At 46.7% G+C, this 21,463-nt stretch carries 19 protein-coding genes; 5 read left to right on the top strand and 14 right to left on the bottom strand.

Annotated elements, in window-relative coordinates; translation table 11 throughout:
- Positions 1–93 precede the first annotated feature (93 nt).
- A complete protein-coding gene (locus tag RCH83_RS11720; protein WP_306522252.1) occupies positions 94–996 on the top strand; it encodes an AEC family transporter in 903 nt (300 codons plus the stop codon).
- Positions 997–1,495: 499 nt separating this feature from the next.
- Here the strand turns inward: RCH83_RS11720 and RCH83_RS11715 are convergent, their stop codons facing one another.
- The 6 genes from RCH83_RS11715 to mpl all read right to left on the bottom strand — a co-directional run bounded on the left by RCH83_RS11715 (position 1,496) and on the right by mpl (position 8,653).
- Positions 1,496–2,275 (bottom strand): hypothetical protein, encoded by a 780-nt coding sequence (locus RCH83_RS11715; RefSeq protein WP_306522250.1) that lies wholly within the window; start codon positions 2,273–2,275, stop codon positions 1,496–1,498.
- 772 nt (positions 2,276–3,047) lie between these two features.
- Positions 3,048–4,697 (bottom strand): pyridoxal-dependent aspartate 1-decarboxylase PanP, encoded by a 1,650-nt coding sequence (panP, locus tag RCH83_RS11710; protein WP_306522248.1) that lies wholly within the window; start codon positions 4,695–4,697, stop codon positions 3,048–3,050.
- Between the two features lie 188 nt (positions 4,698–4,885).
- Positions 4,886–5,659, bottom strand: a complete 774-nt coding sequence (locus tag RCH83_RS11705; protein WP_306522246.1) for an ABC transporter permease — start codon at positions 5,657–5,659, stop codon at positions 4,886–4,888.
- Positions 5,656–6,582: an ABC transporter ATP-binding protein gene (locus RCH83_RS11700; RefSeq protein ID WP_306522244.1), complete on the bottom strand. Its 927-nt coding sequence runs from the start codon at positions 6,580–6,582 to the stop codon at positions 5,656–5,658. The genes RCH83_RS11705 and RCH83_RS11700 overlap by 4 nt, the downstream gene beginning before the upstream one ends.
- A 23-nt stretch (positions 6,583–6,605) precedes the next feature.
- Entirely contained in the window at positions 6,606–7,295 is a 690-nt protein-coding gene (locus RCH83_RS11695) for a flavin prenyltransferase UbiX (protein ID WP_306522242.1), read from the bottom strand.
- Positions 7,295–8,653 carry a UDP-N-acetylmuramate:L-alanyl-gamma-D-glutamyl-meso-diaminopimelate ligase gene (gene mpl / locus RCH83_RS11690; RefSeq protein WP_306522240.1) on the bottom strand — a complete coding sequence of 453 codons (1,359 nt, stop codon included), beginning with the start codon at positions 8,651–8,653 and terminating at the stop codon, positions 7,295–7,297. Before mpl ends, RCH83_RS11695 begins: the two co-directional genes overlap by 1 nt.
- Positions 8,654–8,869: 216 nt before the next feature.
- Here mpl and RCH83_RS11685 point away from each other — a divergent pair, with 216 nt between their 5' ends.
- From RCH83_RS11685 to RCH83_RS11675, 3 genes are all read left to right on the top strand, one after another.
- Entirely contained in the window at positions 8,870–9,841 is a 972-nt protein-coding gene (locus RCH83_RS11685; RefSeq protein ID WP_306522237.1) for a class 1 fructose-bisphosphatase, read from the top strand.
- Positions 9,842–9,930: 89 nt separating this feature from the next.
- Positions 9,931–10,461: an inorganic diphosphatase gene (ppa, locus tag RCH83_RS11680; RefSeq protein WP_306522235.1), complete on the top strand. Its 531-nt coding sequence runs from the start codon at positions 9,931–9,933 to the stop codon at positions 10,459–10,461.
- A gap of 280 nt (positions 10,462–10,741) precedes the next feature.
- On the top strand, positions 10,742–12,361 hold the full coding sequence (locus RCH83_RS11675; RefSeq protein WP_306522233.1) for a methyl-accepting chemotaxis protein: 1,620 nt from the start codon (positions 10,742–10,744) through the stop codon (positions 12,359–12,361).
- A gap of 192 nt (positions 12,362–12,553) precedes the next feature.
- Here the strand turns inward: RCH83_RS11675 and RCH83_RS11670 are convergent, their stop codons facing one another.
- Entirely contained in the window at positions 12,554–14,797 is a 2,244-nt protein-coding gene (locus tag RCH83_RS11670; RefSeq protein WP_306522231.1) for an EAL domain-containing protein, read from the bottom strand.
- 337 nt (positions 14,798–15,134) lie between these two features.
- Between RCH83_RS11670 and RCH83_RS11665 the strand changes: the two genes are divergently transcribed.
- On the top strand, positions 15,135–16,067 hold the full coding sequence (locus RCH83_RS11665; RefSeq protein WP_306522229.1) for a TIGR03899 family protein: 933 nt from the start codon (positions 15,135–15,137) through the stop codon (positions 16,065–16,067).
- Here RCH83_RS11665 and RCH83_RS11660 read toward each other — a convergent pair.
- The 7 genes from RCH83_RS11660 to RCH83_RS11630 all read right to left on the bottom strand — a co-directional run bounded on the left by RCH83_RS11660 (position 16,045) and on the right by RCH83_RS11630 (position 21,371).
- Entirely contained in the window at positions 16,045–18,204 is a 2,160-nt protein-coding gene (locus RCH83_RS11660) for a response regulator (protein ID WP_306522227.1), read from the bottom strand. The two genes, RCH83_RS11665 and RCH83_RS11660, sit on opposite strands and share 23 nt — an antisense overlap.
- Before the next feature lie 132 nt (positions 18,205–18,336).
- Positions 18,337–19,080 carry a TIGR04219 family outer membrane beta-barrel protein gene (locus RCH83_RS11655; RefSeq protein WP_306522225.1) on the bottom strand — a complete coding sequence of 248 codons (744 nt, stop codon included), beginning with the start codon at positions 19,078–19,080 and terminating at the stop codon, positions 18,337–18,339.
- A 3-nt stretch (positions 19,081–19,083) separates the two neighbouring features.
- Positions 19,084–20,061, bottom strand: coding sequence for a DUF2333 family protein (locus RCH83_RS11650; protein ID WP_306522223.1), 978 nt, complete (start codon positions 20,059–20,061; stop codon positions 19,084–19,086).
- A 12-nt stretch (positions 20,062–20,073) separates the two neighbouring features.
- Positions 20,074–20,529 (bottom strand): copper chaperone PCu(A)C, encoded by a 456-nt coding sequence (locus RCH83_RS11645; RefSeq protein WP_306522221.1) that lies wholly within the window; start codon positions 20,527–20,529, stop codon positions 20,074–20,076.
- 16 nt (positions 20,530–20,545) lie between these two features.
- The gene (locus RCH83_RS11640) at positions 20,546–20,752 is read right to left on the bottom strand and encodes a PspC domain-containing protein (protein WP_306522219.1); all 207 of its coding nucleotides are present in this window, start codon (positions 20,750–20,752) and stop codon (positions 20,546–20,548) included.
- Between the two features lie 217 nt (positions 20,753–20,969).
- Positions 20,970–21,098, bottom strand: a complete 129-nt coding sequence (locus RCH83_RS11635; RefSeq protein WP_306522217.1) for a hypothetical protein — start codon at positions 21,096–21,098, stop codon at positions 20,970–20,972.
- A gap of 3 nt (positions 21,099–21,101) precedes the next feature.
- Positions 21,102–21,371 carry a hypothetical protein gene (locus RCH83_RS11630; RefSeq protein WP_306522215.1) on the bottom strand — a complete coding sequence of 90 codons (270 nt, stop codon included), beginning with the start codon at positions 21,369–21,371 and terminating at the stop codon, positions 21,102–21,104.
- Positions 21,372–21,463: the final 92 nt, after the last annotated feature.

The following is a 21,463-nucleotide window of genomic DNA, read 5'->3' as shown; positions in this document are numbered from 1 at the left end:
TCACCAGAAGTCGAATAGCGGTAAAGACCGCCAGCAGTTATCATCGTTTTTTCCATGCATTCAAATGGCTGTTGCCTGCTCCGGAGTATTATTGTGGATAATTTTCTGCTGATTTTGCTGTATCTGGCCATTGGGGTTGGCATCCGTTTTATCCCGAAATTCAGCCAGGACACGCCGGCTGTGCTGAATGCTTTTGTGCTTTATATTGCATTGCCTGCCCTTATTTTGCAGAAAATTCCGGCACTTACCTTTTCTTCAGCGCTACTGATCCCAGCCGTTACTCCCTGGGTTTTATTATTAATAGTGGTGGCGCTGGTGCTGCTGCTAAGTAAAATTTTTCAGTGGGGCCGCGATGTCACAGCTGCACTTTTAATAGTGCTGCCACTTGGCAATACCTCGTTTTTGGGTTTTCCAATGATTGAAGCGTTTTTTGGTGGTGATCATCTGCCTTATGCGCTGATTTACGACCAGGTCGGCTCTTTTGTGGCGCTCGCCACCTACTCCACTATTCTGGCCGCCGCTTTTAGCCCCAGCGCCGAAAAAGCCACGGTCAAAAGCATCAGCCTGAAAATTCTGACTTTTCCACCTTTTCTGGCGTTAGTGGCGGCTTTGCTGTTGAAAAACACCCCCTACCCCAGCTTTTTCCAGGCGCTGATCGACAACCTGGCGCAAACCTTAGTACCACTCATTATGGTGGCCGTGGGTTTTACTTTGCGCTTTTCGCTGGGTGGCGAACGCTTATCACCGCTGGTCAGCGGCATCAGCATTAAACTGATTTTAATGCCGTTATTGGCCTACGCCGGTTGTTATGCCCTGGGTTTAGAGGGCAAAGCAGTAACAGTGTCGGTATTTGAAGCCGCTATGCCACCGATGATCTCCGCCGGCGCCATCGCCATTATGGCCGGCCTGGCCCCAAGAATGGTCGGGAATCTGGTGGGTTTTGGGTTATTGCTGAGTTTTGTCACCTTACCGGTTTGGTATTGGGTTTTGGGCTGACGCTTGGTTTTGCCAAAGTGTTGGCGGCGTTTTGCTGGATGCCGGCGGCATGACAGCTTTGTTGCACTAACCTACTGTTATTTTTGGTTTATTTTATGCCTGCGGCATGGCACGTATGCGGGGTCTCGCCCCCGCGGGCGAGTCACTTTTTGTGTCGACAAAAAGTGACATAAAAAACGACCCCGAGATCGCTCGAAAGCCCGCTGTTTTGACCAATTTTGAGGCGCCGCCAAAACTCGGCGAGCGCTACCGTCGCTCGCCTCAAACAGTTGGCGTCTTAAAACCTCAAAACAGGTCAAAACAACGGCTCGCTTGACGGGGCCAACAACAGAGCTGCTTGGAAATTTCTGTTTTGAACAAATAGCGGTTGTTTAAAAGCGGAGATATTTGAAAAACGAATATCTATTTTGCCTTAATTGCGGTCATTCGTTTTTTGGTTAACGCAGCGAATTGCCAAAGGCATCGGGTAATTTGCTGGATATTCTTATTGCCTAACCTTTTACTTTTTTGGAATAACGACACGATCACCAATTTTGTATTTACTAACCAAGATTGCGTCCAAAAAAGCACTTCCGACGGAGTGCCTTAGAAACTCTGGGATAATTAATGAAAAAACAATAATGATACCTGCACTCACCACATTAAAATCGGTGAAAGCTGCGTAAATGGCTCCCAGAGCTACTACCAGCCCGAAAAACTTATAGAATCCGTTTAGGGTCTTTGAAGTTAAATCGACAGGTTTTGCAAAGAAATCAATTTCCCAAAATGCTGTAAATTTCAAGAATTTTAACTTGTCATTAAGTTCATACACTTCCATGTATCCATCCTTTGTCAGGTAAAATATGTCTTCACCATGCTTGTTTTCAATTTTACGATACCATAATAGCGTTCTATGAAAATCGGACCAAAAGACGAATCGCAACAAAAACAATAGCGAATAAAGTAATAGCAACACAAGCATACTATATGAAACAAAAGGCCAGCCGCTAAAATAAGCCATCTCTAGTAAAACACTGATGTATAAAAACATAAAACACAATCCAGCTAAAAACCTCCACCATACAAAAAACAGGACATGCATTCTAAAATTAAAAATTACTCCACAAAATGATACTGGAATATAGAAATACCAGTACTTTTCCAACGAAAACTCAACTTCTGTCATACCAGAAAAATGACGAAAAACTAGAATCAATAAAAAATGACCACCTAAGAAAATCCATGGAGCTAAGGCATAACTAGGTAAGCTCGCGACTGTTCTATAAAAATTCTTAACCACAATATCTCCAACTAGGAGGCTCAATTAATTTTGAGCCCCTATGATTATTCCCGAAATTAGTCTTAAGGGGCTTTTATGCTAATTTTTCCTCGATTTTTTCAGCCTCCCCCAATCTGTAGTAGTCAACTGATTCTGGCTACATCGTTATAGTCTGAATACTGATAACCCGTAGAAATGAGAAATGGATAATGCATGTTTTTTTAACGTTTTGGCAATGCGTTTCAGTCTCGGAACTTTCGAGCGCAATGATGTGTTGTTTTCCAACAATGCCCGCTATCAGTCAAACCTGCGATTAGAGCGTCCCCTGAGCCTATGTCAGCAACTGGCACAAACCATAAATAACCAATTTACGACACCAGCGCTCTTGGCCCCGTCAAGCGAGCCGTTGTTTTGGCCGATTTTGAGGTTTTAAGACGCCAACTGTTTGAAGCGGCTGACGCTAGCAGCCGCTGAGTTTTGGCGGCGCCTCAAAATTGTGCCAAAACAGCGGGCTTTCGAGCGATCTCGGGGTGATTTCTTTGCGTCTCTTTCTTTGTCAGCAAAGAAAGAGACTCGCCCGCGGGGGCGAGTCCCCGCTTCTATAGCGCCAGCAGCTGCAAGCTGAAGATGAATACATGCGATACCTACATACACGGCAAAACCGGCATATCTGCTATGCATCAGGCATCATGCAACCCAACACCAAGCCCCTTTGCTGCAAAACAAAAAACAAAAACGGCTGCAACAGCAGCCGTTTTCAGCAAGAAGCGGTAAAAGCTGTTACGCCAAACAGCTAACTATCCTTTGCCATACTCAGCAGCTTTGGCAAAAACTCTTTATCCATCGCCGCCAGCTCCACTTGCTCTGCCAATACTTCGTGCAAAATATTGTCAGTGGTCAAAGGGTTAGCCAATACCACACGGAATACCACTGTATCCTGCCGTTGATACATTTCTGGTTTTAATCGGGTGCGCGAGACAAAAGATTTACCCTCTTCGCGCTGGCGTTTTTGAATAAATTTAGTAAGGCCACTGAGCAGCTCATTAAACTTCTGCAGCCGCTCTGTGTCACCGGCTGCTTTGGCTTTTTGCATCGCCTGCTGCACTTTGGCCGGTACATAACGGTAGGTTAATAAACAAAGTTCTGGCGCTGTGATCAGCTCAAATTCCGGATGTAAATCAATAAGACCAGCAAAATAACGGGCTTTTTCTAAGCTGCGGTTAATCAGAATTTCATAACCTTTGCGGCCTATCACCTGCAAACAGGCATGCACCAGCATCGCCATGCCGGGGCGTGAGCCTTCCAGCGTCTGGCTGCCTAAATCTTTGGAGCCTTTGCGGAGAATATATTCGGCGTGATGTTCAATGGCATGCGCCGCTGAAGGGTGTTTAAACACCACCATACCGGCACCCATAGGCACATACATTTGTTTATGCGCGTCGATAGTGACCGAATCAGCCCGCTCTATACCTTTGAGTAAATAACGATATTTATCAGAGAGTAAAGTTGCACCACCCCAGGCGGCATCCACGTGGAAATGACAATTAAGCTCAGCGGCTAAATCGGCCAGTTCATCCAGCGGGTCTATATTGCCGGTTTCAGTGGTACCGGCCACGCCAACTATCGCCACCACCCGGATAGAACGCGCCGCTAAATCGGCAGCAACGCGGCGCATTTCTGCGCTGTCTACTTTATTGTGGGCGTCGGTTTTAACCGGAATAAGCATATCGCGGCCAATACCGAGGATATCGGCGGCTTTACGCAACGAATAATGGCCACGTTCCGACACCAGAATGGCTAAATCCTGATAACCATAATGGCGCATAGCGCGGAATAAACCTTCTTTGGCCACCCCTTTAAAATCACCGTCCGGGCGCAATAACCTGTTACGGGCTATCCACAGTGCTGTCATATTGGCAACTGTGCCACCTGAGCAAAAAGCACCTAACGAATGATTGGCGCTGTGTTGCCACTTTTTATAAAAACCTTCGCTTTCGCCATATACCAGATGGTGCATCATGCCGAGCACCTGCCGCTCCAGTGGCGTAAAGGCCTTGGAGGTTTCAATTTTCACCAGGTTTTGATTGAGCCCCACCATCATTTTTGACAGCGGTAACACAAAATAAGGCAAAGCCGAGGTCATATGGCCAATAAAGCTGGGCGCAGCTGTATGTACCGAGTGGGCCACCAGCTTTTCCATCATGTTTTCAGCATAATCTGACACAAACTTCGGCTCAGCCGGAATTTGATACGCCTGAAAATCACGCTCTATTTGCCACAGCGGTTTTTCCACTGCCACTATGCTTTCGCGCAAAAAACCCGCCAGGTTTTGCGAAATATTCTGCTCAATAATGCTGAGCGTTGAATCTGGCGCTTCCGGCACAGTGAAAATGCGCCATAAAGCTTCTTCCGAGGCCTCAGCCTGGCGTTTTAAATCGGTCATAAGCTCTCACTGGGTTTCTTTACACCGGCATTTATTTACCAAAACAGCGGCGAAAACAGTCAGTCAAAAAGGCGGTTACTGTACTAAAAGTGTCATTAAATGTCTGCAAAAAACTGGTTATTGCAGTAAAACGAAGCAGAACCACAACATATGCGCCTCTGCCCGCTACAGCTCAAAGCCGGTCGCTGTTAACTGCGCAGGCCTGTGCCTTTATTAATCAGATGCATAGCAATGCTAAACAGCAGCACGATAAAACTCAGCATCACGGCAAAAGCCACAGTGATACTGACATCAGACACACCCAAAAAGCCATAACGAAAGGCGTTTACCATATAGACAATAGGGTTAGCCGCCGCCACTTGTTGCCAGAAGCCCGGCAGCAAAGTCAGTGAATAAAACACGCCGCCTAAATAGGTGAGCGGTGTCAGCACAAAGGTTGGCACTATGCTAATGTCGTCAAAAGATTTGGCGTAAATAGCGTTAATCAGGCCACCCAATGAAAACAAGGTTGAGCTCAGCACCACAGTTGCAATAATCACAAATAAATGATGAATACGGATATCGACAAAAAACAGGCTGAGCAAAGTGACAATCAGGCCAACCAGCACACCACGGGCCACGCCGCCACCGACATAACCCAGCACTATGATGTAGTTAGGCACAGGCGCTACCAGTAGTTCTTCGACATTACGCTGAAACTTGGCACTAAAAAAGCTGGACGCCACATTGGAATAAGAATTGGTAATGACCGACATCATAATCAGGCCGGGCACAATAAATTCCATATAACTAAAACCGCCCATGTCGCCAATGCGCGAGCCGATTAAACTGCCAAAAATAACAAAATACAACGTCATAGTAATGGCTGGAGGCACCAGGGTTTGCACCCAAATGCGCATAAATCTGTTGGTTTCTTTATTAATAATACTTTGAAAGGCAATCCAATAACGGCCAGATATCATGCTTTTACTCCCTGCGTATTTTCCACCAGACTGACAAACAACTCTTCCAGCCGGTTGGCTTTATTACGCATCGACAACACCTCCACTCCTTTGGCCGTTAACGCAGTAAAAACTGCATTTACGCCCTGACCTTTTTCCACATCTATTTCTAAAGTGTGGTCGTCTATCTGCCTTACAGTAAAACCTTGCAGCTGCTCTACTTTGGCGCTGGTGGCCAAATCCAGTACAAAAGTTTCTTTGGTCAGTTTACTCAAGAGCGCCTTCATACTGGTGTTTTCGACAATACGGCCTTTGTTAATAATGGCGATATTACGGCACAGGTTTTCGGCTTCTTCCAGATAATGGGTGGTCAGAATTATAGTGACGCCCTGCTGGTTAATGTCTTTGAGGAATTCCCACATAGAACGGCGCAGTTCTATATCAACCCCAGCGGTAGGCTCATCTAAAATCAACAGCTTAGGCTCGTGCATTAAAGCGCGGGCTATCATCAGCCGGCGTTTCATGCCCCCTGAAAGTTCGCGCGAGCGGGCATGGCGTTTGTCCCACAACCCCAGCTGACCTAAATATTTTTCGGCACGCACCAAAGCCAGATTTTTATTCACGCCATAATAACCGGCCTGATTCACCACTATTTGCAGCACAGTTTCAAACTGATTAAAGTTAAATTCCTGCGGTACTAAGCCCAGCTGGCTTTTGGCGTCTTCCAGTGCTGTATCTATATCAAAATCAAAGACTTTTACCTTACCAGAGCTTTTATTGACTAAAGCGCTGATAATACCGATACAGGTACTTTTACCTGCGCCATTGGGGCCAAGCAAAGCAAAAAAGTCGCCTTGTTGCACCTGTAAATCAATACCTTCCAGCGCAACAGTGCCGCTTTTATAGGTTTTTTTCAGCTGTTGAATATCAAGCGCGAGCGTCAAATGAATCTCCTTGTGCGGGAAGGTCAGGCCTGGGTCTGTGGTGCATAACCCCAGCGTGGCAGCAATTGTTGTGGCAGTTTTAAGTGGTCCAGAATACGGGCCACCATAAAATCTATAAGATCTTCAATTGTTTGCGGCTGATGATAAAAACCAGGCGCAGCCGGCATGATGGTCACGCCAAGTTTGGCGAGCTTTAATAAGTTTTCCAGATGCAAAGCACTGAGTGGCGTTTCACGCGGCACCAGAATCAGCTGGCCCTGCTCTTTAATTACCACATCAGCAGCACGTTCTATCAGGTTGTCGCTCATGCCATAAGCAATAGCGGCCACAGTGCCGGTAGAACAAGGGCAAACCACCATGGTTTTGGGTGCTGCTGAGCCTGAAGCAACAGGCGAAAACCAGTCGTCTTTGCCGTATACAGCCAATAAATTGGGTTCACAGCCAAAAATTTCAACCAGTTGCTGCTGACAACTTTGTGGGTTGCCGTTTAGCTTTAAATTGTGTTCAGTGGCAAACACCACCCGGGCCGCACTTGAAATCAGCAGATGCACTTTTACCTGCTGCGACAATAAACATTGCAACAAACGCCAGCCATATAAAGCGCCGGAAGCGCCGGTAAAAGCCAAAGTGACTTCTTTGCCGGCGCCTTGATTTACACCTGGCGCCGCCAACGGGTTCTGTTCAGCGTTGCTGTTGTTGCTGCTGTGACTCATCAGTGTTCCCATTTTTTTCTAAGGGCATCCAGCAGCTTGTCGTGAATACCACCAAAACCGCCGTTGCTCATAATGACAATAGAATCACCACTTTGCGCCTGATCTGTGATGCGCGCCACTAAAGCGGTGATATCTGTACCCACTTCGGCCTGCGGCCCTATGGCTTTGGCAACTTCAGCCAGTGACCAACCGGAATTGGCCGGTTCAAATAAAAACACCTGATTGGCTTGTTTTAACGAAGCGGGCAAGGCTTCTTTATGCACACCCAACCTCATGGTATTGGAGCGCGGTTCTAATACGGCCAGAATACGTTTTTCGCCCACTTTATTGCGAAGACCGGCCAAAGTAGTGTCAATGGCCGTTGGGTGGTGGGCAAAATCGTCATAAACAGCAATGTCGGCCACTGTGCCTTTCAGCTCCATCCGTCTTTTGGGCGCAATAAACTTGGACAGCGCTTCAATAGCAACTTGAGCAGGCACACCGGCATGGCGCGCAGCGGCAATGGCCATCAGGCCATTATCAACACTGTGTTGGCCTGTTAAATCCCACTCTACCTTGCCAAGTTGCTGGCCCTTAAAACTAACTGAAAACGCAGTGCCGTCTTTTTGCAAAAGCTCTGCCTGCCAATCAGTGCCGGAACTTTGTTGTTCACTCCAGCAGCCCATTTGCAAGGTTTCAGTAATAGCAGGCACATTGGCAGGCGATAACACCAGACCATTACCAGGCACCATACGTAATAAATGGTGGAACTGGCGCTGAATAGCGGCTAAATCCGGGAAAATATCGGCGTGGTCAAACTCAAGGTTATTAATAATTAAAGTGCGCGGCCGGTAATGCACAAACTTACTGCGTTTATCAAAAAAGGCGGTGTCGTATTCATCGGCTTCAATCACAAAAAAAGGCGCGTCGCCCAATCTTGCAGACACATCAAAATTCTGCGGAATACCACCAATTAAAAAACCGGGTTTCAGGCCAGCGTATTCTAAAATCCACGCCAGCATCGAGGTAGTTGTGGTTTTACCATGGGTACCAGACACCGCCAGCACCCAGCGGTTTTGCAGGACATTCGTTGCCAGCCACTCAGGGCCCGAAGTGTAAGGCAAGTTGGAATTCAGCACATATTCCACAGCTTCGTTACCGCGCGACATGGCGTTGCCAATAATGACTAAATCCGGTGCCGGTTCAAACTGGCTGGCGGCATAACCCTGAGTCAGCTCTATACCCAAAGCTTCCAGCTGAGTGCTCATTGGCGGATACACATTGGCATCAGACCCCGTCACTTTATACCCCATGGCCTTGGCAATAGCGGCAATACCGCCCATAAAAGTGCCACAAATGCCCAAAATATGAATATGCATAACCTTTCCTTTTGCTGCGACAACACGCATCAAGCTTTGCGAAGATGGGGCATTGTAACAAAAGCGCTTCACAACAAAAGCAAATAAAATAAGGCCAAAAACTGCATTTTTTCGTTAAATTCTTTACACTGTGCGCCGGTGTACTGCCAAGCGCCCAAAGGCCTGCAGAATAAGGGCAGACACCCACCCTACAGCCTATTCAACAAGGAATTCACCATGCGCCGACTGGCTCCCGTATTACGGCAGGACGGAGTTGATACCGACCTGATTTCACTGACCAAAACAATTCTGGCCGCCTGTAAAGAGATCTCTTTTCGTGTAGGCCAAGGCGCACTGGCCGGTGTGTTAGGTTCAACTTTGGATGAAAACATTCAGGGTGAAACCCAGAAAAAACTCGATGTGCTGGCCAATGAGCTACTCAAAGACATGATTCTGGAAACCGGCTTAGTCAAAGCTATTTCGTCAGAAGAAGAAGATCATACGGTTGCAGGTAACCCTGAAGGTAAATATCTGGTGACTTTTGACCCGCTGGATGGCTCGTCCAATACCGATATCAACAGCCTGATTGGCACTATTTTTTCTATTCTGCCAGCGCGTTCTGATGTGGACGCCGCAGATGCCGCCCAATTTTTACAACCTGGCACAGCACAGCTGGCGGCAGGTTATGTGTTGTACGGCCCTTCTACTATGCTGGCGCTGACCACAGGCAAAGGCACCAAACTTTATACACTGGATAAAACTTACGGCGGCTTTTTGTTAACCCAGGAAGAAGTGGCAGTGCCTGGTATGACCGCTGAGTTTGCCATTAATATGTCGAATCAGCGCCATTGGGAGCCAGCAATGCAGGCTTATGTTGCTGATTTGCTGCTGGGTAAAACCGGCCCTCGGGGTAAAAACTTTAATATGCGCTGGATTGCCGCCATGGTGGGCGATGTGCACCGTGTGTTGTGCCGTGGTGGTGTTTTTATGTATCCAACCGACACTAAAGATGCCAACAAACCTTATAAGTTACGCCTGATGTACGAAGCCAACCCAATGAGCTTTTTAATTGAACAGGCAGGTGGTGTCAGCTCCACAGGTTACCAACGGATTATGGACATTCAGCCAACAGATATTCACCAGCGGGTGGCGGTGATCCTGGGTTCTAAACACGAAGTGGAAACTTGTCTGAAGTATCATCAGCAATAATTTTTTGTCGGGGCAAGCCATAGCCATTTTTAATGCCGCCGTTATAATAGGCGGCATTTATCACTTTTCATTTATCTTAAGGAACTCACATGAGCCTGAGCCTGGTACCAGCAGGTAAGAACCTGCCTGACGAAATTAATGTCATCATCGAAATTCCGGCCAACGCCGATCCAATCAAATACGAAGTAGACAAAGACAGCGGTACTGTCTGGGTTGACCGTTTTATGTCAACGCCAATGTTTTATCCATGCAACTATGGTTTTGTGAACCATACGCTGAGCCTGGATGGAGATCCGGTTGATGTGTTAGTACCAACACCATACCCGCTGGTACCAGGCGCTGTGATTAAATGCCGTCCTGTTGCCGTATTAAAAATGGCTGACGAAGCCGGTGAAGATGCCAAGGTACTGGCAGTACCTATCAGCAAACTGACCAAAATTTACGACCACATTCAGGACATCAACGACGTGCCGGAACTGCTGAAACAACAAATCCAGCATTTCTTTGAACGTTACAAAGAATTAGAGCCAGGCAAGTGGGTAAAAGTAATTGGCTGGGGCGACAAAGCCGAAGCCAAAGCTGAAATCAGCACTTCATTTGAACGTGCTCAGCAGAAATAAGCCAAAAAAGCCCGCATGATGCGGGCTTTTTTTATTGCACCGTTATTGCCCTGTTGTCGCACTGCCCAGTCCCGAACAAGCTTTATCGCTTGTGGCTTCACACCCAAACAGAAACAAAATTAAGCAAATCGTTATAATTCCTTCTTTATATTCAGATTTTTGTCGCATTCCTTGATTTCTTGCAGCATTTAGGCTTTTTGCTGACTATACTAAAACCGCTTTTTAAAATATTCATTACAAACAATTCCTTCCGGTTTGTTATCTACAGGGGTAAGCGTGTATGGAGTTTTTGCAACGCCTTTCGATTGCGAAAAAAATTTATTTAATACCCTTCATCGGTACGATCAGTTTTATTATCTACCTGGTGTTGGCCACTGTCACTGCACTGAATAACGTCAAAACGCTGGAAAGCACCAGAGACATTCAGTTCCCGGTATTACAGGCGGCCGAAAGTGGTCTGGTTGCACTGGAGCGGGTGAAGGAATCGCTGGCAAGTGCGGTCACCACAGGTGACGAAGAAGCGCTGAACATTTCCAATGCTTTTGCCGATCAGCTGAAAAAACAACTGAATCAGGTCAGTACCTTAGATGCTGCACTAAGCAAAGAAATCAGCCCTATCCTGTCGTCCTTTGAAGGTTATTATGCCGTGGCTTTTAAAGTCTCACAGGAGATGGTCAGCAACACAGCCGACATGGCCACCATTGGCGAACGTTCGCAGAAGATGAACGCCGATTACGACAATACGGTAAAAAAACTCACCGAATTTCGTGATATTCAGCTGAAACATTTTAAAGCGTCAATTGACGATGCCAACAATCAGGCCAGCACCTTAATTACCGTCGGTATCATCATGGGTGTAATCACCACCCTGGTGTTGTTTGGTACTGCAGTGCCTGTGGTCAGCGGCATTAATAACAGCCTGGGTAATATCATTCATTCACTGAAAGATTTAGCCAAAGAAGACGGCGATTTAACAGTGCGTATTGAAACCAAATCCAAAGATGAACTGGGCGATTTAGCTTTCTGGTTTAACTCTTTTATGGAAAAACTGCAGGGTGTGGTGAAAGAAATTGTCAACACAGCGCTGCCGTTGTCGTCTTTGGCCAAAGACTTACACCAACTTACCGACGACACCAATAAAACTATTGCTGTGCAACGTCAGGCCGCTGAGCAAGCCAAATACGCTGTGGATGATATGAGCAACAGCGTGATTGCTGAAGCCAGCAGTGCCAACGAAGCCTCCAGCGCTGCCAACGATTCCAATGTTGCTGCGGACCGTGGTCAACAGACTGTGGGTGTTACCGTCAATAATATCCGTCAACTGGCCACCAATGTGCAGGAAGCTTCTGAAGTTATTCTGAAACTGGAAACGGACGCCAATCAGGTTGGTGCTGTGCTTGATGTGATCAAAGGTATAGCCGAGCAGACCAACCTGCTGGCACTCAATGCAGCTATTGAAGCAGCACGTGCCGGTGAACAAGGCCGTGGTTTTGCGGTGGTTGCCGATGAAGTGCGTACTCTGGCGTCACGCACGCAAAAATCTACCGAAGAAATACAGAAAACCATTGAACAACTACAATCTGCTGCCCGCTCAGCTGTGCAAAAAATGCAACAAAGTACAGTACAGGCCGATCAGAGTGTAACTTCTGCCAATCAGGCTGGTGAATCGCTGCAGGTGATCACCACCAGTATCCGCCGTATCCGCGAAATGAACCAACATATTGCAGCAGCTACCGAAGAGCAACAAACCATGGCAGGCACTATAGTGGGTCATGTGGTGGAAATTGTAAAACACACCGAACACAGTTCACAAAGCGCTGGCCATATTGCCAAGGCTGCCCGTGAACTGGCCAATCTGGCACAAAATCTGGAAAGTATCGCCCGTCTGTTCCGGGTCTGAGTTCAGACTTTATATTTTAAAAAAGGCGCCATTGGCGCCTTTTTTATTGCGTTCAGCCAAGATGAAGAGCACATCATCTAAGGTCAATAAAAACTGCAGCTGCTGCGCCAAAGTCCTGCTAGCGACAAATAAAAAAACCACCTGCATTGAAGGTGGTTCTTTTGATTAAATCTGTCACAAGCAGCAATAGTTCTATTCAGATTTTTTGGGTACCAGAGCCAATCCTTGCTGTAGGAATGGCAATAACTCATGGGTTGGCATTGGTTTGGCGTACATAAAACCCTGCACTTCATCACAGCCCATAGCACGCACAGCGTCTGCCTGCTCCTGAGTTTCAATACCTTCGGCAATAGTGGCTAAACCGAGCTTTTTACCCAGATGAATAATGGTTTCTGCAATAACTGCACCATTTGGCAAGGCAAAATCACGGATAAAAGCACGGTCAACTTTAATACGATCCAGCGGCAGTTGTTGCAAATAACTCAGGCTGGAGAAGCCAATACCAAAATCATCAATAGCCACCTTAATACCGTGATCTTTTAACCTGTTCAGTGAATCAATCACTATCTTGGGTTCATCCATCACCACCGACTCGGTGATCTCAAGCTCCAGCAGTTCAGGCGCCACCTGATAACGTTCAACACAGTCAATGACCGACTGTACAAACAAGGGATTACGGAACTGCGGCATAGAAACATTCACCGCAATACGCATATCAGACAACCCCTGGGACTGCAGGAACTTAATCTGCTGACAGGCCTGCTGAATGACCCAGGCGCCAATCTCGACAATCAAACCTGAATATTCTGCCAAAGGAATAAAAACCGCCGGAGAAATATAACCGCCCTGACCTGTTGGCCAGCGTAACAAAGCTTCCATGCCAATCACCTGATTGGTATGCAAAGATATTTGCGGCTGATACCACAACTGCAGTTTATCCTGGCTGAAATCCTGCCGCAGGGTCCGCAGTAAAGCCAAACGTTCGGCCATCTGCTCTTCCATTTCACTGCTGTAATATTCAAAATTCTGTGACAGATTTTTTTTGGCACGGTTCAGCGCAATATAAACGTGCTTCAGAATGCCAAGGCCCTGTTTGACTGTGTCCATCAAACGGCAAAATCCAAGGGTGGCATTAATTTGCAGTGCATGTTCTGACGCCTGAAAGGGCTGTGCAAACACTGAATTAATGGCTGTTGGGGTCAGAATATCTTCTGGGCCAATTAAACCAAAAACGTCAGCGCCAATACGGCCTATTTGCGCCACATCGCCAAACAATTCCACCAGACGGCGGGTTACCGCAATCAATAACTCGTTACCTACTTCCTGGCCCAGACCGTCGTTGACATCAGAAAAATGGTCAATATCTATGAGTACGGCGACGTTATTACCAGGCTCAAGCCTTCTGGTTTCTTCCAGTAGCTGAGTAAATTCATTACGATTGGGGGTTTTGGTTAATGGGTCAATATAAGCAGCATGTTTTAACTGCTGGAATAAGGTGACGTTTTCATAACCGATAGAAATGTTACTTAAAAACACTTCAATCAGCTGACGGTCAAAATCTTCAATAGGCCTGTTGGTTTCAATATAAACAGCGGCACTGTGCTCGGCATTGCCGAGATAAAGTACAGTATCAAAACCAGTGAAAATATGGCGTTTTTGCTGCAAACATTGCAAAATTTGCTGAATAATCCGCGGGTTATTCAAACGTTCTAACTTACATTTTATAAAAGGCGCATAATGGCCGGCAGCGCCAAGCACATACACATTGTCACTGGCGGAACCATCATCTTCAATTTGGGCGCAAAGCACACCTTCGGCGTGTAGACCTATTAAAGACGAAATTTGCGTCACCACACCTTCGGAAAACTCATGCAGTGAATGTTGTTCCAGCAAGTTAGCGCCAGCATTAATAATTTTCTGTAAACCCAACCGGTTCTGGTTAATAGTGCGGATTTGCTGATAAGAGCGGATAGACGAAATAATAGAAGTAACCAGTTTACTGCGCGTCAACTCAGTTTTGGTTTTGTAATCGTTGATGTCATATTCTTTAATCACACTTTCTTCAGGCGCATAACCGGGCTGACCTGTCCGGAGTACGATCCGGACCTCGTCCATGCCGAGTTGTTCGCGAATTTGTTGTACCACCAACAAACCAGCATCATCAGACTCCATCACCACGTCGAGTAAAATTACCGCAACGTTTTGATTTTTCTGAAGGAAATTAATAGCCTCTTTACCTGAATAAGCATGGTGAAATACCAGTTTGCGGCCAAGCACCAATAAGTCACTTAACGCAAGCCGGGTGACGGTATGGATCTCTTCATCGTCATCAACAATCAGCAGATGCCATTCCCCTGTGATTTGCGGGATTTCTGACTCTGGCACATCATCTTCTGCGAGAAACAGAAAATCATCTTCTGTTACTTTTGACACCATGTTACGACCTTATCCATTGAGTCCGAATGTCTGGCACAATTTCCTCTCTTTTCAAAGGGACAGGATCTGCACCGACTTCACACCTGCACGCCTTGTCAGTGAAGCCGGCAGCCAGCTTGTTGTCTAACTTATTACACTATACGCTTAGTTAAAAATTGCAATCATTTTGTCGGTATTGACCTCAATGCCGAATAAGAAATTACCTTTTAAATTCATAAAAATAACAATAAATTGATTGGTTTAGTTAAAGTTAGTTTCAGTATGGGCAATTTGAGCCGATACCCAGTCACTCAACAGGCGACAAAACAGCTGTTACAGCAAAGATAAATGGGAAGCTATGACAAAGGTACAGACGTTGTCTGGTCAACAAAAACTACGACAGCTGGCCAAAAAACAGCTGGGCGCTGATCTGCAGGCTGCTGGCAGCGTGCGTCATGGCACTCAGCCGCTGCCACTGGATACTTCTCCCGGCACAGCCAGCTTTATCGACAAACATCAGCAACTAAGCAGCAGAGCTGGTGTGGTTCTGGCTGAACACGAAATTTTTGCCAGCTTATCTGTTACAGAACGCGCCAGTCGTCGTATTCAGATGCGGCAGGAACAACAACAGTTGAACCTGGAAAAAGTGATGACTCTGGCACTGGATTACTGCACCGAAATCCTCACTGCCCAGGATGTCGACCCGGACTGGTTTCAGGCTTATTGTGAGCTGGTTTTAGATATTTCCAGCCAAAGTATGCAAAAACTCTGGGCAAAAATTCTGGCTGGAGAGATCAGTAATCCCGGCAGCTTTTCATTAAAAACCCTGCATCTGCTCAAACAAATGGGCTACAAAGACGCCATTGCTTTGCAGCTGGCCGCCAGCCTGAGTTGCCGTATTAAAAGTCAGGAACCGGCACATATCTATTTTGGTTATGTACAACAGGGATCGTTATGGCGCTGGCTGGCAGGTAAAAACCGTGGTCTGTTGAATCTGAGTCAGTTTGGTTTAACTTATCCGCAAATTTTGAACCTGATTGATCTGGGCCTGCTGCATCAATCAGAGATAGAAAGTGGTGAGCTTGGTAAAAACCAACAGCTGCAATGGTATTACCATCAGCAGCTTTTACAGGGGCGAACCAGACATCAGGGGGTGGTATTGCAATATTATAAATTTACCAGCGTCGGTGCAGAACTGTTACCTCTGTTAAGCAGCCAGCCAAATCAGCAATACTGGCAAGCTTTACAACAAATGCTGGCTGACGTCATTAGCTTTCATCAGCCGGGTTGAGCCTGGTCAGAATATGAGCAATTTTTTGGGTGTCCAGCGGTTTAATAAGCACATCATCCATACCCGCCAGCCTGAAACTGGCAATTTCATCCGGCAATGCGTGTGCAGTAAAAGCCAGAATAGCCGTTTGCTGGTGATGGCGTAATTGCCTGATCCTTTTGGTAACTTCTGTGCCTGACAAATCAGGTAACTGAATATCCATTAAAATGAGCTGATATCTGTTGTTAGCGGCCATTTTAATGGCTTCATGTCCTGTCATGGCGATATCTATGCGCAAACCTCCGCCAGCTAACATTGCCTGTACATATTTAAGATTGGTCAGGTTATCGTCAACAACCAGCAGTTGCTGATTGCCCAACTCATTGGAATGCTGCAAGGCATGACTGACCTGACTTAGCAGCAATGGCATTGACTGCAACTTGCTATTTAACAGCGGTTGCCACAAAAGTCTGGCTTTGTCAGATGCAAAAAACAACAACTGATATCTTAGTTCCAGTGCGTTCAGCACCTCAGCATCGGCTTGCAACTGCGCCGATTCTTCCGGAAGCACCACCACCACTAAATCAACCAGCCGTAATTGCACCGCTTCAGGTAACGCACTTAAAGTTGCAACACTGTGTACCTGTTCGCCAATGGCGGCCAGGGATTGTTTTAACAGGGGTAAACGACAAGGGCGTTCATCAAGCACCAGCACCGACTGACATAATTTCGACTGGCTGGTTTTTTGCCAGGATAACGGCAACAGGATCTCCAGCTGAGTACCTAAATCCTCCAGAGAATTCAGCGAAATACTACCATGCAATGCCTGCAGCAACAGTCTCGCCACTTCTGCTTCCACATCATCCAGTGTCAGTACAGAGTCTGGTTGCGCCAGCAATAGCTGACGCCAGCGTGGGGAAAAACCTGCACCGGTATATTTAAATGTCAGTTTGAGTTGTTTTTGTGGCACTTCGCGTAAGCGATAGCTAAACAAAATATCCTGCCCGGCCGCAGCCTGCTGGCAATAACAGATAAAAATCTGGCACAACACATTCAGCAGGCGGGTATCGATATTAATTTTATATTGGTACGCTTGCGGATCCTCATCAAACACAAATTGTTCCGGGATTTGGTTGTTGCCAAACCAGGGTGCTGCATGTTGACCCAACCAGTCCGGTAGCCAGAGATGGTCCGGTTGCAACACAAAATCCGGGGCATGCAGCTGAGATAACAGCTGCAGCGCCTGAATTTTGCTGCGAAGTTCTGTGGCACTGAGCGTATCGGATCTATGACACAACTCCAGCCAGAACTTTAATTGTTGATCACAGGACTTGCTGTGTTGCTGCAGCTGATGATGACTTTGCTGCAGCTGCAATAAGTTTTCAGCTGTATGGGCGTGCAGCTGCTCTTGTTGTTGCAACCGAAGCTCTGCATCACGCGACACAGCACGTAGTTGGTGCTGAACACGCTGCTGTTGCTGTTGCCAAGCTTCAATTAATATTACAAACTCATCGCCTGACAGTTCAACCGTTGCTCCTTGCTGCAGTTGCTGGCTCAACAGTAACTGCTGACGTTGGCTTTTTTGCCGTTTTTTCCGCAACCACCAATACAGCAGTATGCCGCCAACAAAAACCTGGATGCATATGGGCAACATTAACCAGGACGGGGCTAAAGGTTGTGATTCGGCCACCAGTAACAAATGACCCAGCTGTTCAGAGCTTATGGCAGGGGCTGGTTTATCCAGGCGCCCTAATTGCACCATATCGGCCCAGACCGGCACGCTGAACAACTGCACACCGTCGGCAAAAGCCACGGGCTGGCTGACTGAAGGTAAAGGTGAATAGTTGCTCAACACAGCTTCAGCACCTGCGGTTGCCGCAAATAGTTGCTGGTTTTTATCATACACTGCCATAGCCCGTAACGGCTGCACGCTATGTTGTTGTAAAGCCTGTAACGTCTGATTGAGTGCCTGAGCGTTGTGCTCACGCAGCGGATGCATAGCGAGTAAGGCTGCATGACGACTGAGTTGTTGCAGATAAGCTGTGTTCTGTTGTTGCTGCCACAGCTGTAACGATAACCAGGATGCCACTACAGAAATAACAACAACAAGGGCCAATAGGACTAATGGCCACAGAGGGCGAATAAAAAGCTGCTTCATGCTGAGAAAAACCGATCCAATCTGATACCTCACTATAATGGTGCACCGATTGAACTACAAGGTTTTCACTTCACCGGCGTATTGTCTGTGCGAACAACAACCTACAATACGCCGGTTCTGTTATGGCCTGGTTTAAAAATCAGCTTCCAGGCCGATAAAAACACCATCAGCCAACAAATCCAGGTCCATCCGGTCTTCGCTGTTGAGCTCCAGGTCCAGTCGTTGTACTCCTAATTTCACCGACAACGAAAATGCTGCCAAATCTATCCATTCGTAGGCAAAACCGGCCCGCAGATCAGACATTTGATGACCATCATAACGACCATAATTACCGCTGAAAAACAAGCTGGAGTTAGTACCAAATACACCAACAACAGCCTGACCATATAACATTGGCAGCGGCGTCGAAACACCACGGCTCACTGTTGTAGTCTGAGTCACACTGACATCAGATTGCAGGAATCGGGCTGTCACCCCCATATCCAGACTCAGGATGTCATTGTCCAGCAGTTCGTAATACAGACTGGCGTCGGTATATTCGAGACTCAGCTGGTTCCTGACCTGACTTTGTGCCTGATAGACCATATCGTGCAACCGCAATTCGCCGGGTAAAGTGGTGTCGCCCTGAAAACTCAGGGTTTGGCGACGCATCATCACATTAGGTAATAAAGGGATTGGATGTTCAAATGCAGCATAAAAAGCACTATGACTGTCGTCGTCAAAATTGAGTGGCTGGCTGAAACCTGTGTCACCGGCATTGCCGTCCGGGTTGGCCTGCCACCACTCAGCACCGACTGTCAGACCCAATACATCAGCCGAAACAACGGGGCTGCTCAACAACATGCCGGCACCAAGCAGCGGTAATAAAATTCTCATGCATTATCCTTGTGACAATAATTCTGAAAGTTCAATCAGAGCAGCATTAGCTCTTGAAATATAGTTTGCCATGACCAGTGAGTGATTGGCGAGCAAGCCAAAACCGCTGCCATTGAGCACCATAGGGCTCCAGACTGTTTGTTGGGTTGCTTCAAGCTCACGAATGATCTGCTGTAAACTGACAGTGGCATTTTTTTTGGCCAATACATCGGCAAAATCAACTTCTATCGCTTTTAAAAAGTGCAACAAGGCCCAGGCCGCACCGCGGGCTTCATAAAACTCATCGTCAATCCGCCACCAATTGGTTTTGATCAGTTGTTCCGCAGGTGTGACTGTGGATTGACGTGCTTGTGCATCGCCGGCAAGATCGGTATTCAACCTGTCCTGCCCCACGCTGGCGCTTAAACGCTGACTGTAACTGCCCAGTCGTTTTTCAACCGCCTTCAGCCAGTCACGCAAATTATCGGCTCTGGCGTAAAACTGATGCTCTCTGTTGTTGGGGTCATTCAGCGCCTGGCGGTAAGAGCGCAACAAGCGCAAAGCTTCGGCATATTCATCTTCAGCAGCAGGCACAGCCCAGCTGCGATGGTCAATATTCAGTTTGGGTTGTGCCAGTTTCAAAAATGAGTTCTCTACCGATTGCGACTGGGAACGGCTGATGTCAGTGCGCATCGACAAAGCTAAATCGCGGATCATTTCCAGAGCGCCCAACTCCCACGCCGGCATATTGTCCAGCATCACAAAAGGTGGTAACACATCATTTGATAGATAACCGCCTGATTTATGGAGCAATACCTCTGTCACGTGCACCAAAGTGTGGGTTGTGGTGTAACCCACTGCAGGTTTAATACCCTGTGCCGACTGATTGGCTTCGGCCACTACATCAAAAGTATCGGGTTCACTGCTATGCCAAACCGCCATGGCGTAAAACAGTACAAGCACCAGACTACTGATCAATATGGCCAGCTTTACTTTTTGCATCTGTGACTCCGGTTATTGGGTTGGAATTCTGGTGACTACAGCAGAGATTTGCCACTGCTGGCCATCAGCAGCGCGGATTTGAATAGGTACCTTTGCCCCTAAGGTTAATTCATATTTAGGCTTAAACAGCATCAGATGCAACCCACCTGGCTGTAAATGCAGTTGTTCACCGGCCTGAACCTGAAAACTTTCAACTTTTTCCATTCGCATCATGCCGTTATGCATGCTGTGCTGATGCAATTCAACACGTTCAAACCAGTCACTACTGGCCGCAACCAACTGAATGTTGTTTACACCAGGATTTGACACCGAAAAATATCCGGCACTCAGCGATTTCCCGGGGAGAGGCTGACGCACAGTGGCGTTACTAAATTCAAGTTCTGTGGCATCAACCACAAAACTATTCAATAAAATAATGAGGGCAAAAAACAAAGGCATGGCAAGCTCCTGATGCTGAACTGCCCTCATCTTACATCATCCACATTCAGAGCACATAACGATCAGGTAACAAGCAAGCCGCCAATAAATAGGCTGCAACTGCGGCTACCGGGAAGGTTAATAACAACAATATCGCCAACACCCGGACTAACCACCTTGGTTGCTGGTAAAAGGCAGCAAAGCCTGCACATACACCAGCAATTTTTTTGTGTGCTTTGTTGCAATACCAGTTGTGTTCTTTTGTTCTGCTCATAAATACCTCGGCGCTTGGCTGTTGTTAAAAATAGATGTCAGATAACAAGGTACAAAAGGCATGCCACAACAGAAATAACTATAAGCCTATGTTTTTAAACAAATAACTACATGTCGTGCAAAATATCTTTGGCAATAAAGATAAATTTGACTAAAAAATGAGGGAAACCACTAAAAAGGAGGAAATCTGACAATAACTGCAAAAAGAAAACCCGGTACTACAAAGACCGGGTTTTAGGGGGAATATCAGTGTTTGGTAACAACCAGAGTGAGCATAACCAGATCCCAAACACACTCAGCACCGGCATTAAAAACAGCGCCAGCAATTCGAAGGGTGTGATCAACATACGTTACTCCACGGCGGCTACAGACTGCTCTGCAGTGTTGTTTTGTGCCGGAGCCTGGCTCAGAGTGTCTTCAACGCTGATGACCATTTCCGCAACTGTCGCTTCAATTGAAGCCGCAATCTGTTGCTGAATATTGTTGCTGACTTCCATCACCTGAGTGCTTAAAACCTGAGTCAATTGTGACGATAATTCGGTAGCAGGTTCGGCAGCAAAAGTATTAAAAGAACCAAACATCAGTGTTGTAACCAGTAAAGCAGTGTTAAAAGTTTTCATGATAGTTTCCTTGTTGGCAATTTAATTAACGAACGACAATCTGTTATTACAATTGCTGTGCCAACCCAAAAAACTATTTTATCTATATGATT

It is taken from the genome of Rheinheimera sp. (assembly GCF_030824435.1).
GTDB lineage: Bacteria > Pseudomonadota > Gammaproteobacteria > Enterobacterales > Alteromonadaceae > Pararheinheimera.
This window is presented reverse-complemented; position numbering and strand designations above follow the sequence as displayed.

What these genes read in the sequence shown, in the direction of transcription:
- panP (WP_306522248.1), bottom strand. Translation starts at nt 4,697, where the DNA reads ATGACCGATTTAAAACGCCAGGCTGAGGCCTCGGAAGAAGCTTTATGG.
- RCH83_RS11665 (WP_306522229.1), top strand. Translation starts at nt 15,135, where the DNA reads ATGACAAAGGTACAGACGTTGTCTGGTCAACAAAAACTACGACAGCTG.
- mpl (WP_306522240.1), bottom strand. Translation starts at nt 8,653, where the DNA reads ATGCATATTCATATTTTGGGCATTTGTGGCACTTTTATGGGCGGTATT.
- RCH83_RS11675 (WP_306522233.1), top strand. Translation starts at nt 10,742, where the DNA reads ATGGAGTTTTTGCAACGCCTTTCGATTGCGAAAAAAATTTATTTAATA.
- RCH83_RS11645 (WP_306522221.1), bottom strand. Translation starts at nt 20,529, where the DNA reads ATGAGGGCAGTTCAGCATCAGGAGCTTGCCATGCCTTTGTTTTTTGCC.
- RCH83_RS11640 (WP_306522219.1), bottom strand. Translation starts at nt 20,752, where the DNA reads ATGAGCAGAACAAAAGAACACAACTGGTATTGCAACAAAGCACACAAA.
- RCH83_RS11705 (WP_306522246.1), bottom strand. Translation starts at nt 5,659, where the DNA reads ATGATATCTGGCCGTTATTGGATTGCCTTTCAAAGTATTATTAATAAA.
- RCH83_RS11670 (WP_306522231.1), bottom strand. Translation starts at nt 14,797, where the DNA reads ATGGTGTCAAAAGTAACAGAAGATGATTTTCTGTTTCTCGCAGAAGAT.
- RCH83_RS11630 (WP_306522215.1), bottom strand. Translation starts at nt 21,371, where the DNA reads ATGAAAACTTTTAACACTGCTTTACTGGTTACAACACTGATGTTTGGT.
- RCH83_RS11635 (WP_306522217.1), bottom strand. Translation starts at nt 21,098, where the DNA reads ATGTTGATCACACCCTTCGAATTGCTGGCGCTGTTTTTAATGCCGGTG.
- RCH83_RS11660 (WP_306522227.1), bottom strand. Translation starts at nt 18,204, where the DNA reads ATGAAGCAGCTTTTTATTCGCCCTCTGTGGCCATTAGTCCTATTGGCC.
- RCH83_RS11650 (WP_306522223.1), bottom strand. Translation starts at nt 20,061, where the DNA reads ATGCAAAAAGTAAAGCTGGCCATATTGATCAGTAGTCTGGTGCTTGTA.
- RCH83_RS11695 (WP_306522242.1), bottom strand. Translation starts at nt 7,295, where the DNA reads ATGAGTCACAGCAGCAACAACAGCAACGCTGAACAGAACCCGTTGGCG.
- RCH83_RS11655 (WP_306522225.1), bottom strand. Translation starts at nt 19,080, where the DNA reads ATGAGAATTTTATTACCGCTGCTTGGTGCCGGCATGTTGTTGAGCAGC.
- RCH83_RS11685 (WP_306522237.1), top strand. Translation starts at nt 8,870, where the DNA reads ATGCGCCGACTGGCTCCCGTATTACGGCAGGACGGAGTTGATACCGAC.
- ppa (WP_306522235.1), top strand. Translation starts at nt 9,931, where the DNA reads ATGAGCCTGAGCCTGGTACCAGCAGGTAAGAACCTGCCTGACGAAATT.